At 64.5% G+C, this 13104-nt stretch carries 13 protein-coding genes; 5 read left to right on the top strand and 8 right to left on the bottom strand.

Translation table 11 applies throughout. The annotated features are described in order from the left end of the window. Nucleotides 1-102 precede the first annotated feature (102 nt). Entirely contained in the window at nucleotides 103-648 is a 546-nt protein-coding gene (locus ABIB91_RS04270; protein WP_354159707.1) for an invasion associated locus B family protein, read from the top strand. Between the two features lie 11 nt (nucleotides 649-659). Here ABIB91_RS04270 and ABIB91_RS04265 read toward each other — a convergent pair whose 3' ends face one another. Together ABIB91_RS04265 and ABIB91_RS04260 are read right to left on the bottom strand one after the other, a co-directional pair. After that, nucleotides 660-983, bottom strand: a complete 324-nt coding sequence (locus tag ABIB91_RS04265; RefSeq protein WP_354159993.1) for a DUF5615 family PIN-like protein — start codon at nucleotides 981-983, stop codon at nucleotides 660-662. Nucleotides 984-987: 4 nt separating this feature from the next. Beyond that, nucleotides 988-1212, bottom strand: coding sequence for a DUF433 domain-containing protein (locus ABIB91_RS04260; RefSeq protein ID WP_354159709.1), 225 nt, complete (start codon nucleotides 1210-1212; stop codon nucleotides 988-990). 149 nt (nucleotides 1213-1361) lie between these two features. Here ABIB91_RS04260 and tldD point away from each other — a divergent pair, with 149 nt between their 5' ends. From tldD to ABIB91_RS04245, 3 genes are read left to right on the top strand one after another with little or no spacing between them, the layout of a single operon-like run. Continuing rightward, complete coding sequence (gene tldD, locus ABIB91_RS04255; protein WP_354159711.1) at nucleotides 1362-2789, top strand: metalloprotease TldD; 1428 nt, start codon at nucleotides 1362-1364, stop codon at nucleotides 2787-2789. Continuing rightward, nucleotides 2786-3562: a signal peptidase I gene (lepB, locus tag ABIB91_RS04250; protein WP_007599422.1), complete on the top strand. Its 777-nt coding sequence runs from the start codon at nucleotides 2786-2788 to the stop codon at nucleotides 3560-3562. Before tldD ends, lepB begins: the two co-directional genes overlap by 4 nt. A gap of 54 nt (nucleotides 3563-3616) precedes the next feature. Continuing rightward, nucleotides 3617-4183, top strand: a complete 567-nt coding sequence (locus ABIB91_RS04245; RefSeq protein WP_354159995.1) for a nucleotidyltransferase family protein — start codon at nucleotides 3617-3619, stop codon at nucleotides 4181-4183. A 160-nt stretch (nucleotides 4184-4343) separates the two neighbouring features. Here the strand turns inward: ABIB91_RS04245 and ABIB91_RS04240 are convergent, their stop codons facing one another. From ABIB91_RS04240 to ABIB91_RS04230, 3 genes are all read right to left on the bottom strand, one after another. Further along, nucleotides 4344-4916 carry a PAN domain-containing protein gene (locus ABIB91_RS04240; protein ID WP_354159713.1) on the bottom strand — a complete coding sequence of 191 codons (573 nt, stop codon included), beginning with the start codon at nucleotides 4914-4916 and terminating at the stop codon, nucleotides 4344-4346. Nucleotides 4917-5027: 111 nt separating this feature from the next. Continuing rightward, complete coding sequence (locus ABIB91_RS04235) at nucleotides 5028-6398, bottom strand: glutamate--cysteine ligase (protein WP_007605054.1); 1371 nt, start codon at nucleotides 6396-6398, stop codon at nucleotides 5028-5030. A 99-nt stretch (nucleotides 6399-6497) separates the two neighbouring features. Beyond that, entirely contained in the window at nucleotides 6498-6992 is a 495-nt protein-coding gene (locus tag ABIB91_RS04230; protein ID WP_354159715.1) for a MarR family winged helix-turn-helix transcriptional regulator, read from the bottom strand. Nucleotides 6993-7118: 126 nt separating this feature from the next. On the opposite strand from ABIB91_RS04230, the gene gstA reads away from it, so the two are divergent. Then, complete coding sequence (gene gstA, locus ABIB91_RS04225) at nucleotides 7119-7733, top strand: glutathione transferase GstA (RefSeq protein ID WP_007599415.1); 615 nt, start codon at nucleotides 7119-7121, stop codon at nucleotides 7731-7733. Nucleotides 7734-7803: 70 nt separating this feature from the next. On the opposite strand, the gene ABIB91_RS04220 is transcribed toward gstA, so the two are convergent. The 3 genes from ABIB91_RS04220 to ABIB91_RS04210 form a co-directional block, all read right to left on the bottom strand. After that, entirely contained in the window at nucleotides 7804-10017 is a 2214-nt protein-coding gene (locus ABIB91_RS04220; protein ID WP_354159717.1) for an FAD-dependent oxidoreductase, read from the bottom strand. A gap of 19 nt (nucleotides 10018-10036) precedes the next feature. Then, the gene (locus tag ABIB91_RS04215; protein ID WP_354159719.1) at nucleotides 10037-11245 is read right to left on the bottom strand and encodes an acetyl-CoA C-acetyltransferase; all 1209 of its coding nucleotides are present in this window, start codon (nucleotides 11243-11245) and stop codon (nucleotides 10037-10039) included. Nucleotides 11246-11313: 68 nt separating this feature from the next. After that, the gene (locus ABIB91_RS04210) at nucleotides 11314-13104 is read right to left on the bottom strand and encodes an acyl-CoA dehydrogenase C-terminal domain-containing protein (RefSeq protein WP_354127137.1); all 1791 of its coding nucleotides are present in this window, start codon (nucleotides 13102-13104) and stop codon (nucleotides 11314-11316) included.

Raw genomic sequence — 13104 nt, 5'->3', positions numbered from 1 at the left:
GGGGCGGCGTGGAATTTGCTTGCGAATCGCCTTCAAGACGCCGTCATTCCCGTATCAGTCCGCCGGGTGCGAGCGACCCAGGCGAGCAGAGGGACCGACCCGATGGGGTTTTCGAGATCCATGGCAAGGCGGGCTAAAAGCCAGGCTGGCGGCCTTACGATGCTGGCTGCCGTGCTGGCGGCGGTCGTCGTCCTGGCGCTTCCGGGCCTCGCCCATGCGCAGGGCGCGGTGCGCTCCGTCCATGGCGACTGGCAGATCCGCTGCGACACCCCGCCGGGCGCCCAGTCCGAGCAATGCGCCCTGATCCAGAGCGTGGTGGCCGAAGACCGCTCCAACGCCGGCCTGACCGTGATCGTTCTCAAGACCGCCGACCAGAAGAGCCGCCTGATGCGGGTCGTCGCCCCCCTCGGTGTTCTCCTGCCCTCCGGCCTCGGCCTCAAGCTCGACAACCAGGATGTCGGCCGTGCCGGCTTTGTCCGCTGCCTGCCCAATGGCTGCGTCGCCGAAGTCGTCATGGACGACAAGCTGCTCGGCCAGCTCCGCACCGCCAAGACCGCGACCTTCATCATCTTCGAGACCCCGGAAGAAGGCATCGGCTTCCCGCTCAGCCTGAACGGGCTCGGCGAGGGATATGACAAGCTGCCATAGGCTCTAACGGCCTAATAGATCTCAAGGCAGGCAGTGCTGTCATCGCTCTCGAAAGACTCAATCGTCCGCGCGTGCCGGCGAAGCAGAGCCGCAATCGTCGCGGTCGTTTGATTGCCCGCCCGAAGCCAAATCACTTTGGGTGGAGAGCCCAACAGGCCCGCCAGCTCGGCAAAATCGACGTCCTGGGTCACAATCGCGAAACCATTTGCCTTCGCAAACTCCCAAAGCGCACCGTCGGCGACTTCGGACAGACCATGAGACCGGACGTGACTCGAATCCGGAAAAAGGTCGTCGATCATCTGGCAAAGTTTGAAGCTGAGGTTCTGATCGAACAGCGCCTCATATCGGTGCGGTCACCAATCGCCTCTCGCGGTCGGCGGCATAGGCCAGGCAAGCGCGGATATCGTCCTCGGTCAGTTCGGGGAAGCCGTCGAGGATTTGAGCGTGGGTCTGGCCAGCAGCCAGCCAGCCGAGCACATCTGCCACAGCGATCCGCATGTGGCGGATGCAGGGTCGCCCACCGCGTTTGCCAGGTTCAATCGAGATGATATCTCGGTAATTCATGAAACTAGCATAGCACCGATCGGCATCCGCGTCAGGGCCCCTTACTCCCGTGCCAATCCTATCGTTTCCGTAATGTGACGGCCAAGCCCCTCGCGGAACTGCCGGGAAACCATTATCTTGCCTCACATCCCCCGATAATGGACGGACGCATGACCGACCCTGCCACAACCTCCCTGCTCGACCGCGCCAATCTCGACCGCGATCAGGTTCGCAACGAGCTCGCGCGCGGGCTTGCCGGTGCCGACGACGGCGAATTGTTCCTGGAATACAGCCAGACCGAAGCGCTGATGTTCGACAATGGGCGGCTGAAGCAGGCGACCTACGACACCTCGCAAGGTTTTGGCCTGCGCGCCGTCAAGGACGACGCGGTCGGCTACGCGCATTCCTCGGACGTGTCGCTGCCGGCGCTGATTCGCGCTGCGGACGCGGTCGCGGCCGTGCGCGGTGGCTATTCCGGCAACTTCGCCGCGCCTCCAGCGCATACCAACGTGCGGCTTTACAGTGACGACAATCCGCTCGATGCCCCCGGCTTCGAGACCAAGGTCAAGCTGCTCGCCGAGATCGACGCCTATCTGCGCGACAAGGATCCGCGGGTGCGGCAGGTCAGCGTCAGCCTGGGCGCGACCTGGCAGGTGGTCGAGATCCTGCGGCCCGACGGCGAGAGCTATCGCGATATCCGCCCGCTCGTGCGCGTCAACGTCTCCGTCGTCGCCGGTCAGGGCGACCGCCAGGAAAGCGGCAGCAAGGGCTATGGCGGCCGCGCCGGCTACGCCGAATTCATCGAAGCTAAGTCCTGGCGCGACGCCGCCGACGGCGCGCTGCGCGAGGCTCTGGTCAATCTGGAATCGATTCCCGCCCCCGCCGGCGAGATGGACGTCGTGCTCGGGGCCGGCTGGCCCGGCGTGATGCTGCATGAGGCGGTCGGTCATGGCCTCGAAGGTGACTTCAACCGCAAGAAGACGTCGGCGTTTGCCGGCCTGATGGGCCAGCAGGTCGCGGCCAAGGGCGTGACCGTGGTCGACGACGGCACCATTGCCTCGCGCCGCGGCTCGCTGTCGATCGACGACGAGGGCACGCCGACCAACCGCACCGTGCTGATCGAGGACGGCGTCCTGGTCGGCTATATGCAGGACCGCCAGAACGCGCGCCTGATGAATATGAAGCCGACCGGCAACGGGCGCCGCCAGGGCTATGCCCATGTGCCGATGCCGCGCATGACCAATACCTACATGCTCGCGGGCGACCGCGATCCGGCCGAGATCCTCGCGTCGGTGAAGAACGGCGTCTTCGCCGCGAATTTCGGCGGCGGTCAGGTCGACATCACCTCGGGCAAATACGTGTTTCAGTGCACCGAGGCCTACAAGATCGAGAACGGCAAGATCGGTGCGCCCTTGAAGGGCGCCATGCTGATCGGCAACGGGCCGACCGACCTGCATCGCATCCGCATGATCGGCAACGACCTCGCGCTGGATACCGGCATCGGCACCTGCGGCAAGAACGGTCAGGGCGTGCCGGTCGGCGTCGGCCAGCCGTCGCTGTTGATGGAACGCATTACGGTGGGTGGAACAGGCGGATGAGCGTCGAGAAGATAACTGTCACCACCAAGCGGAAGGGCAGCGGCTGGGCAGGCCAGCTCGTGCAGCTCGCGGGCATCGTGGCGGCGGTGTTCATCGCCAAGGGTGCGCTGGCCGAGCCGTTCTACGTGCCGTCGGGCTCGATGGAGCCGACGCTGTTGATCGGCGACGCCTTGATCGCCTCGAAATTCCCCTACGGCTACGGCACCTCGTCGCTGCCGATCCAGATCAACCTGCCCGAGAGCGGCCGCGTGTTCGCGGAGACGCCGAAGCAGGGCGACGTCGTGGTCTTCCGCTGGCCCGGCGACCGCTCGCAGGCCTGGGTCAAGCGGGTCGTGGGTCTGCCCGGCGACCGCATCCAGCTGCGCCAGGGCCAGCTCTTCGTCAACGACCGCCCCGCCGAGCTGAAGCCGGACGGCGTTGGCGCCGCCGAGGACGACAATGGCGGCAGCGAACCCGCCTATCGCTATGTCGAGACGCTGCCGAATGGCGTCTCGCACCTGATCTTCAAGATGCGCGACAACGGTCCGCTCGACAACACGCAGGAAGTGACGGTGCCGGCGGGCCATCTTTTCGTGCTCGGCGACAACCGCGACAACTCCGCCGACAGCCGCGTGCCCCTGCGCTCCGGCGGCGTCGGCATGTTGCCGATCGACAATCTGGTCGGCCGCGCGGATGCCGTGCTCGGCTCCTGGGATCTCGGCATCCGGGGCCAGCCGGTGTGGACCTGGCTGTCCGGATTTCGCATGGCGCGGTTTTTCACCGCCGTACATTGAAGGCCGGAATGCCCTCACCTCTCTCCTGCACGCGGGAGAGGAAGCGCAACAGTGATGATCCGCGACGAATTTCTGGCTCTTGCCCTGCGAAATCCGTTGAACGCGGCGATCCTCGATGAAATCCATCGCCTCGCGCTGCCGGATGCGTGGCTCGTCGCGGGCTGCCTGGTGCAGACGGCGTGGAACGTGCTCACGGGCCGCCCGATCGATCACGGCATCGCCGATTACGACGTGTTCTATTTCGATTCCGACACCTCATGGGAGGCGGAAGACGCGGTGATCCGCAAGCTGCACGCACAGCTCGCGCATCTCGGCCCCAAGGTCGAAATCCGCAACCAGGCGCGCGTGCACCTTTGGTATCCCGGCAAGCACGGTCTGCCCTATCCGCCCTTGATGCGCGCGACCGACGGTATCGACCGCTTCCTCACGGAGAATACGCAGGTGGGCATCCGCCCTGCCGGAGGGGATTTCGACGTCTACGCGCGGCACGGGTTCGACGACGTCGCGAAGCTGATTGTGCGACCCAATCGGACGCCGAATTTTTCCGCCGCCAATTACGCGGCGAAGGCGGCACGCTGGAAGACGCTGTGGCCCGAGATCACGGTGATCGCGGCGGAGTGAGATGTCCGCTTTACCCTCCTCGTCATTGCGAGGAGCGAAGCGACGAAGCAGTCCAGAGTGCCGCCGCGGAAGCAATTCTGGATTGCTTCGCGGAGCCTGTCATCGGGCCGCGCTTCGCGCGGACCCGGTGGCTCGCAAGGACGGTGGTGAGAGCTGCATGCTATCTCACCACGCCCGACGTGAAGCCCGCCTTCCGCCGCGGCGGCTTGATTTCCTTTTTCAGGAAGCAGCGCGCTTCGCGTCCGGTGTAGCCGGGGCGGGCATAGGTGAAGGCGCGGCATTTGTTGTCGGCGGTACAGGCGGCCTTGCAGGCCTCTTCGCCTTCGCCGTCCTTCATCTCGAAATTGCGCAAATCGCCGCCGGGGCGGTCGATCGAAGTCTCCACGCCTTCGACACGCGGCTCGATCACGCCGGCGCCGCGCACACCGGAGATGCAGCAGCTTCCCGGCACGCGCGCAGGCACCGTGTTCTTCAGCCAGCACACGGCCGAGCCGCCTTCGACGTCCGGATAGCTGAAGCTCCACGAGCGGCACCGGCGGTCGCGCTCGCACAGCAGCGCGCAATCCTCCGGATCGCCCGACGTGACCGGGGTGCTGAAATAGTCTCCGCCGGGCCGGTCGAACGCCGTCTGGGCGCGCGCAGGCCAGCTCGAAAACGCGAGCGAAAGCAGCGCAGCGCAGGCCACGACGCTTGCCAGGACGCTTGCCATGACGGCCAGGCGGCCCTTCCCCATCGGAACAGCTTTCGAGTTATTGACGACGCTCGGGTTTTTCAGCCGGCCATTTGATCGCCGCAAACCTGTACGGGCGATGAACGGCTCGGCTCCCGATCGCTGGCCTTGGGTCTAGAACGCGTATTCCGCGTAGGCTGGTTCCACCGAGCCGTTCCAAGGACCCTTGAACTTGTCGAGCATCTCCTCAGCCGGCGTGCGGCCGGAATCGATGATGCGATCGAGCGGCTCCAGATGCCTGGTCTCGTCGCGGCCGAGCTGGTCGATCCGGCCGCGCCGGCGCAAGCCGGCATGTGCCAGAACGAGGCACTCCTTGGCGATCTCGAACAGATAGCGGTCCTTGATCCGCGACTTGAAGCCGAAGCGCGGCACGTCGTCGCGCAGGGCCTGACGCTCATGCGCGCTCCAGTGCTTCACAAGGTCCCAGGCGGCATCCAGCGAGACATCGTCGTAGAGCAGCCCGGCCCAGAACGCTGATAGCGCCGGCAGACGGCCCCACGGGCCACCATCGGAGCCGCGCATCTCGAGATAGCGCTTGAGCCGCACCTCCGGGAAAATCGTCGAAAGATGGTTGGCCCAATCCGACAACGTCGGACGTTCCCCGGGCAGATTGTTGTTGCGGCCATCGAAGAAGGCGCGGAACGACGAGCCTGAGACGTCGATGTAGTCCTCGTCGCGTTTGACGAAATACATGGGCACGTCGAGCGCATAGTCGACATAGCGCTCGAAGCCCATGCCATCCTCGAATGCCCACGGCATCATGCCGGCGCGCGCGTTGTCGGTGTCGCGCCAGATCTCGGACCGGAAGGAGAGGAAGCCGTTCGGCTTGCCCTCGGTAAACGGCGAATTGGCGAACAAAGCGGTCGCGACCGGCTGGAGCGCGAGCGAGACACGCAGCTTCTTGACCATGTCGGCTTCGGAGGAGAAGTCGAGATTGGTCTGTACGGTGCAGGTCCGGTACATCATGTCGAGGCCGTACTGGCCGACCTTCGGCATGTAATTGGTCATGATCTTGTAGCGGCCCTTGGGCATCACCGGGATGTCGGCGCGCGACCAGGACGGCGTCATGCCGAGCCCGAGGAAGCCGATGCCGAGCGGCGTTGCGATCTCGCGCACCTGCGCCAGATGCGCCATCAGCTCACTCTGGGTCTGGTGCACGTTTTCGACCGGAGCGCCCGAAAGCTCGAACTGCCCACCGGGCTCCAGCGAAATCGCGCCGCCGCCGGTGACGTCGTAGAGGCCGATGATGTTGCCCTTCTCCATGATCGGCTCCCAGCCGAGCAGGAGCTTCATGCCTTCGAGCAGCGCGCCGATACCGCGCGGGCCCTCATAGGGCACCGGGCGGTGGCCTTCGAGCGTGAACGGCGTCTTCTCATGCTCGGTGCCCATGCGGAATTCGGACGGGTCCTTGCAGCCTTCCTCGAACCACTTGACGAGTTCGTCACGCGATTGCAACGGCGTCATATCGATCTGGTCTCGCGCCATATCAGACTCTAATCAAAAGCGCTTCGATCGAACGCGCGTGGGTGACAGGGATGGTCCGCGCAGCCACCGGCTGCACGGACGAGCTGGTGTGCCGCGCGATCATCGCAACGGCGTGGTTTCGTTGACGTGGGCAGGCGGCAGTTTCGTCTCGCCGCACGAGCAGCCCAGACGGTCGAGCAGACCGCTGAGCTTCACGGCATCCGCATCGGACAGCTTCGAACCGACATATTTCTCGATCGCGGCCGAATAGGCGCCCCACATCCGCTTCTGCAATTCGCGCCCGGCTTCCGTGATCTCCACGAACTGGCCACGCTTGTCGATCTTGCATTCACGCCGCGAGGCGAGGCCTTCGTCGACCAGGCGGTCGATCAGCCGCGATGTCGAATATTGCGGGATCAGCATCTGCCGTTCGAGCTCGACCGGCCGGAGCTCGCCCGAGGGCGCCCGTGACAGTTCGAGCAGCGCGTCATACCATGCCAGCGGCGGGAAGCCGGCCTTCTTCAGGTCCTGTTCGACGCAATTGAGCACGCGGCTCTGTACCCGCATCAAGCGGATCCAGGCGGAAGTCGCCTCGGTCGATGGTTTGCGTTTCATGGTCCCGCTCAAGCTCGTCGCCCGTCTCTTACCCTATTCGATGCACCTGCATCAATCTTGACTATTTCAAGCAGATGCATGTAGTCGTTCTTTCGCCTGAACCAAGCAACAAGAGGAGGAAATTCCATGAAATTGTACTATTCGCCCGGTGCCTGCTCGCTATCCCCCCATATCGCGCTGCTGGAAGCCGGCCTGCCTTATGAACTGGTCAAGGTCGATATCCGGGCCAAGAAGCTCGAAAACGGTGAGGATTATCTGAAGCTGAACCCCAAGGGCCAGGTCCCTGCGCTGGGCCTCGATAGCGGAGAGATCGTGACCGAAGGCCCGGTGATTGTCCAGATGATCGCCGATCAGGCCTCGGCCAAGGCGCTGGCGCCGGCCCACGGCAGCTCCGAGCGCTACAAGCTGCTCGAATGGCTGAACTTCCTCACCTCGGAGGTCCACAAGAGCTTCGGCCCGATGTTCGCGCCGGCGCTGAACGACGAGGCCAAGGCCTTCTTCAAGGACCGCGTCATGGGCAAGCTGAAATACATCGACAGCCAGCTCGCCGGCCGCGACTACCTCATGGGCAAGCAGTTCACGGTGGCCGACGGTTATCTCTTCACGATGCTGACCTGGGCCGACCGGATGAAGTTCGACCTGTCGGCGATGCCGAACCTTGCCGCGTACAAGACCCGCGTCGCGGCGCGGCCGCAGGTGCAGGAAGCGATGAAGAAGGAAGGATTGATCCAGGCGGCCTGAGCGCACATGCGAAAGGCCGGATCGAGAATCCGGCCTTTCGTAATTTTCGTCCCGGCTACGGTTCGGAGAATCACGCCGCCGCCTTGTTCGGAGCGAAGCGGCCGTAGAAGGTTTCTCCCTTCGCGGCCATCTCCTCGAGGAGTTTCGGCGGGGTAAAGCGCGAGCCGTATTTCGCCTCCAGCTTGTGACAGAGCTCGACGAACTTCTTCGTGCCCATGAAGTCGATATAGGACAGCGTGCCGCCGGTGAACGGCGCGAAGCCGAAGCCGAGGATCGAGCCGACATCCGCCTCGCGCGGATCGGTGATGACGTGGTCCTCCACCGTGCGCGCGGCCTCCACCGCCTGCACCACCAGGAAGCGCTGCTTCAGCTCCTCGACGTCGAGCGTATCAGGATCGAGCTGCTTGGGCTGCAGTGCGGACAGGCCCGGCCAGAGGCTCTTCTGACCCTTGCCCTTCTCGGGGTAGTCGTAAAAACCCTTGCTGTTCTTGCGGCCCAGTCGGCCCTGCTTCTCGACCATTTCCACCATCAGCTTCTTCTGATCGGGATTGATGGCGTTGGGGCCGAGGTCGGCTTCCGTCGCCTTCATGATCTTGAGCCCGAGGTCGAGCGCGACCTCGTCCGACAGCGAGAGCGGGCCGACCGGCATGCCGGCCATCTTGGCGCAGTTCTCGATCATCGCGGGCGGCACGCCCTCGAGGAACATCTCGTTGCCTTCGGCGACGTAGCGGCCGACGCAGCGATTGGCGAAGAAGCCGCGGCTGTCGTTGACGACGATCGGCGTCTTGCCGATCTGCCGGACGTAGTCGAGCGCGGTCGCGATCGCGAGATCGCCGGTGTTCTTGCCCTGGATGATCTCGACCAGCATCATCTTCTCGACGGGCGAGAAGAAGTGGATGCCGACGAACCTGCCCTGGTCCTTGAAGGATTCCGCCAGCGAGGTGATCGGAAGCGTCGAGGTGTTGGACGCGAAGATCACGTCCGGCTTCATATGCTCCTGCGCCTTGGCAAAGGTATCAGCCTTGACCTTGCGGTCTTCGAACACGGCCTCGATGACGAGATCGACGTCCTTCAGTGCGGAATAGTCCGCCGTCGGCGTGATGCGCGCGAGCAGGGCTTCTGCGTCGCCGGGCTTGGCGCGGCCCTTCTTGATCTGCTCCTCGATCACCTTTTGCGCATGCGCCTTGCCCTTGTCGGCGCTCTCCTGGTCGCGATCGATCAGGACGACGTCGAGACCGGCACGGGCCGAGACATAGCCGACGCTCGCACCCATGAAGCCGGCGCCGATCACGGCGATCTTCTTCACCTTGGTCGGCGGCACATCCTTCGGACGGCGCGCACCCTTATTGAGCTCCTGCATCGACAGGAACAGGCTGCGGATCATCGCGGCCGCTTCCTTCGAGCGCAGCACCGAGGTGAAGTAGCGCGACTCCACCCGCAATGCGGCGTCGATCGGCAACTGCAAGCCCTCGTAGACGCAGCTCATGATCGCGCGCGCAGCCGGATAATTGTCGTAGGTCTCGCGGCGATAGATCGCATTGCCGGCCGGGAACATCATCATGCCGGCCTTGGAGAACACCGGACCGCCCGGCAGCTTGAAGCCCTTCTCGTCCCAGGGCGCGACGGCCTTGCCGCCGCCCTTGATCCAGTCCTTTGCCGCCTTGATGAGATCGGCGGCCGGAACGATGGCGTGGATCAGATTCAGCGCCTTGGCTTTCTCGATCGTGACCGGATCGCCCTTGAGCAGGATCGTCATCGCGTCCTGCGGCGGCACCAGGCGCGGCACGCGCTGCGTTCCGCCAGCGCCCGGGAACAGGCCGACCTTGACCTCGGGCAGGCCGAGGCGGGTCTTGGGATTGTCGGCCGCCACACGATAGTGACAGCACAGCGTGATCTCGAAACCGCCGCCGAGCGCGAGGCCGTTGATCGCCGCCGCCCACGGCTTGCCGGAGGTTTCGATCGAGCGCAGCACCTGCGAGAAGCGCCGGCTCTGCTCGAACAGCATCTGGTTCGCCGCGGTCTCGCCCTGCTCCTTGAACAGTTTCGCGTAGGCCTGATTCATGCTCTCCAGCATGGAAAGATCGGCACCCGCGCAGAACGCTTCCTTGGCGGAGGTGATGACGACGCCCTTCACCGTAGCATCGGCCGTGGTCGCCTTGACGATCGCGTCGAGCTCGCTGGTCGAGGTCTCGTCGAGCACGTTCATCGAACGGCCCGGGATGTCCCAGGTGACAAGCGCGATGCCGTCGGAATCGGTCTCAACCTTGAAGTTCTTGTAAGCCATGCTGGTTGCTCCCCTACCCTTAGACGCGTTCGATGATGGTGGCAGTGCCCATGCCGCCACCGATGCACAATGTCACCAGTGCAGTCGCCTTGTTGGTGCGCTCGAGCTCGTCGAGCACGGTGCCGAGGATCATGGCGCCGGTGGCACCCAGCGGATGGCCGAGCGCGATCGCACCGCCATTGACGTTGATCTTGGCGTTGTCGATGTCGAAGGCCTGGATGTAGCGCAGCACGACGGAAGCGAACGCCTCGTTGAGCTCGAACAGGTCGATGTCCGACTTCTTCATGCCGGAGCGCGCAAACAGCTTTTCAGTGACGTCGACCGGGCCGGTCAGCATCATCGCGGGCTCGGAGCCGATATTGGCGAATGCGCGGATTCTTGCACGCGGCTTCAGGCCGTATTTGCTAGCCGCTTCCTTGCTGCCGAGCAGAACCGCGCCGGCACCATCGACGATGCCCGACGAATTGCCGGCGTGGTGCACGTAATTGACGCGCTCGATTTCCGGATGCGACTGCACCGCGACGCCGTCGAAGCCGCCCATCTGCGCCATCATCGTGAACGCCGGCTGCAGCTGCGCCAGCGACTGCATCGTCGTCGACGGACGCATATGCTCGTCCTTGGCGAGGATGGTGAGGCCGTTGATGTCCTTCACCGGGACGACCGACTTGTCAAAGCGGCCTTCATCCCAGGATTTCGCCGCGCGCTGCTGGCTCTGCACCGCATAGGCGTCGACATCGTCGCGCGAGAAGCCGTATTTGGTCGCGATCAGATCGGCCGAGATACCCTGCGGCATGAAATAGGCCGGCACTGCCATCGACGGGTCCATCGGCCACGCGCCGCCGGAGGCGCCGATGCCGACGCGGCTCATCGATTCGGCGCCGCCGCCGATCACGAGTTCGTGCTGGCCGCTCATCACCTGGGCTGCGGCAAAATTCACGGCATCGAGGCCGGAGGCGCAGAAGCGGCTGATCTGCACGCCCGGCACCGCTTCGCCGAGGCCCGCCTTCAGCGCGGCAAAGCGCGCAATGTCGGAGCCGGCTTCGCCGACCGGATCGACTACGCCGAGAATGACGTCATCGACGGAATCTTCCGGCAGGTTGTTGCGGTCCTTGAGCGCCTTGAGCGGCACGGTCGCGAGCGCGAGCGCGGTGACTTCGTGCAGCGCGCCGTCCGCCTTGCCGCGGCCGCGCGGGGTGCGGACGTGGTCGTAGATGAATGCCTCAGGCATGACGCCCTCCTGATGTGATGATCTTCTGGTCTTGATCTGGTTTTGGACGGGTCGCAGCGAAAGCAGCTTCAGAACGCTTCCGCCGGCAGTTCCATGATGGTGGCGCAGCCGGCCTGGATGCGCGCGAGATTGGCGGCGGTCTCCGGCAGCATCCGCTCCATGAAGAAGCGGCCGGTGACGAGCTTGGTCGAGAGATAGGGCGTCGTCCCGCTCTCGGCAATCTTGGCCTGCGTCACCTTCGCCATCTTCGCCCACATGTAGCCGAGCGCGACGAAACCGAAGAGATTTAGGTAATCGGTCGCGGCGGCTCCGGCATTGTCGGGCTTCGCCATCGCGTTCTGCATCAGCCACGTCGTGGCCTGCTGGAGATGGCCGAGCGAAGCCGAGAGCGGGGTGATGAAGGGCTTCATCGCCTCGTCGCCGCCGTTCTCCTTAGCGAAGGCCATGACCTCGCCGAAGAACGCCATGATGGCGCGGCCGCCATCGCGCGGCAGCTTGCGGCCGACGAGGTCGAGCGCCTGGATGCCGTTGGCGCCTTCGTAGATCATGGCGATGCGGGCATCGCGCACGAACTGCTCCATGCCCTGCTCGGCGATGTAGCCGTGGCCGCCATACATCTGCTGCGCCTGCACCGCGTTGGCGAAGCCGTAATCGGTGAGAAAGCCCTTCAGCACGGGCGTCATCAGGCCCATGTGATCGTCGGCGGCCTGGCGGTCCTTGGGATCCTCGGAGCGATGGGCGACGTCGCTCTTCAGCGCGGTCCACATCACGAAGGCGCGCGCGGCCTCGTTGAAGGAGCGGATCGACAGCAGCGTGCGACGCACGTCGGGATGGACGATGATCGGATCGGCCGGCTTGTCCGGCGCCTTGGCACCGGTGAGCGAACGGCCCTGGATGCGATCCCGGGCATAGGCGACCGCGTTCTGATAGGCCACTTCCGACTGCGCGAGACCCTGCACGGCGACGCCGAGGCGGGCCTCGTTCATCATCACGAACATGCCCTGCATGCCCTTGTTCTCTTCGCCGATCAGCCAGCCCACGGCGTTGTCGTAATTCATCACGCAGGTGGAATTGCCGTGAATGCCCATCTTGTGCTCGATCGAGCCGCAGACGACGCCGTTGCGCTGCCCCACCGAACCGTCGGCATTGACCATGAATTTCGGCACCACGAACAGCGACACGCCCTTGATGCCGGCGGGCGCGCCCTCGATGCGGGCGAGCACGAGGTGGATGATGTTGGGCGCGAGGTCATGCTCCCCGGCCGAAATGAAGATCTTGGTGCCCGTGATCTTGAAGCTGCCGTCGGCCTGCCGCACCGCCTTGGTGCGGAGCATGCCGAGGTCGGTGCCGCAATGCGGCTCGGTCAGGTTCATGGTGCCGGTCCACTCGCCCGCCACCATCTTCGGCACATAGGTCTGCTTCTGCTCCGGCGTGCCGTGGACGATCAGCGCCGCGGTCGCGCCCATGGTGAGGCCGCCATACATCGAGAACGCCATGTTGGCGGAGATCTGGAATTCGTTGACCGCCTGGCTCAGCGTCACCGGCAGGCCCTGGCCGCCGAACTCGGTCGGCGCCGACAGGCCGAGCCAGCCGCCCTCGGCGACCTGCTTGAACGCCTCCTTGAAGCCCTTAGGCGTGGTGACGCTGCCGTCATCGGCGCGCTTGCAGCCTTCGAGATCGCCCACGCGGTTGAGCGGCTGCAGCACCTCCTCGGCAAGCTTGGCGGCTTCGCCGAGAATGGCTTCACGCACGTCGCTCGACGCATCGGAGAAGCCGGCCAGATTGTCGTAGCGGTCGATCTGGAAGACGTCGTTGAGCAGGAAGTTCACGTCTTCGACGGGGGCTTTGTAGATCGGCAT

This window comes from Bradyrhizobium sp. JR4.3 (assembly GCF_040547695.1).
Classification (GTDB): Bacteria; Pseudomonadota; Alphaproteobacteria; order Rhizobiales; family Xanthobacteraceae; genus Bradyrhizobium; species Bradyrhizobium canariense.
Note: the sequence above shows the minus strand (reverse complement) of the source record. Positions and strands in the feature narration are given on the sequence as shown.

Coding starts and splice junctions, on each gene's coding strand:
- ABIB91_RS04270 (WP_354159707.1), top strand. CDS start 103: ATGGGGTTTTCGAGATCCATGGCAAGGCGGGCTAAAAGCCAGGCTGGC.
- ABIB91_RS04260 (WP_354159709.1), bottom strand. CDS start 1,212: ATGAATTACCGAGATATCATCTCGATTGAACCTGGCAAACGCGGTGGG.
- tldD (WP_354159711.1), top strand. CDS start 1,362: ATGACCGACCCTGCCACAACCTCCCTGCTCGACCGCGCCAATCTCGAC.
- lepB (WP_007599422.1), top strand. CDS start 2,786: ATGAGCGTCGAGAAGATAACTGTCACCACCAAGCGGAAGGGCAGCGGC.
- ABIB91_RS04245 (WP_354159995.1), top strand. CDS start 3,617: ATGATCCGCGACGAATTTCTGGCTCTTGCCCTGCGAAATCCGTTGAAC.
- ABIB91_RS04240 (WP_354159713.1), bottom strand. CDS start 4,916: ATGGGGAAGGGCCGCCTGGCCGTCATGGCAAGCGTCCTGGCAAGCGTC.
- ABIB91_RS04235 (WP_007605054.1), bottom strand. CDS start 6,398: ATGGCGCGAGACCAGATCGATATGACGCCGTTGCAATCGCGTGACGAA.
- ABIB91_RS04230 (WP_354159715.1), bottom strand. CDS start 6,992: ATGAAACGCAAACCATCGACCGAGGCGACTTCCGCCTGGATCCGCTTG.
- gstA (WP_007599415.1), top strand. CDS start 7,119: ATGAAATTGTACTATTCGCCCGGTGCCTGCTCGCTATCCCCCCATATC.
- ABIB91_RS04220 (WP_354159717.1), bottom strand. CDS start 10,017: ATGGCTTACAAGAACTTCAAGGTTGAGACCGATTCCGACGGCATCGCG.
- ABIB91_RS04215 (WP_354159719.1), bottom strand. CDS start 11,245: ATGCCTGAGGCATTCATCTACGACCACGTCCGCACCCCGCGCGGCCGC.
- ABIB91_RS04210 (WP_354127137.1), bottom strand. CDS start 13,104: ATGCCGATCTACAAAGCCCCCGTCGAAGACGTGAACTTCCTGCTCAAC.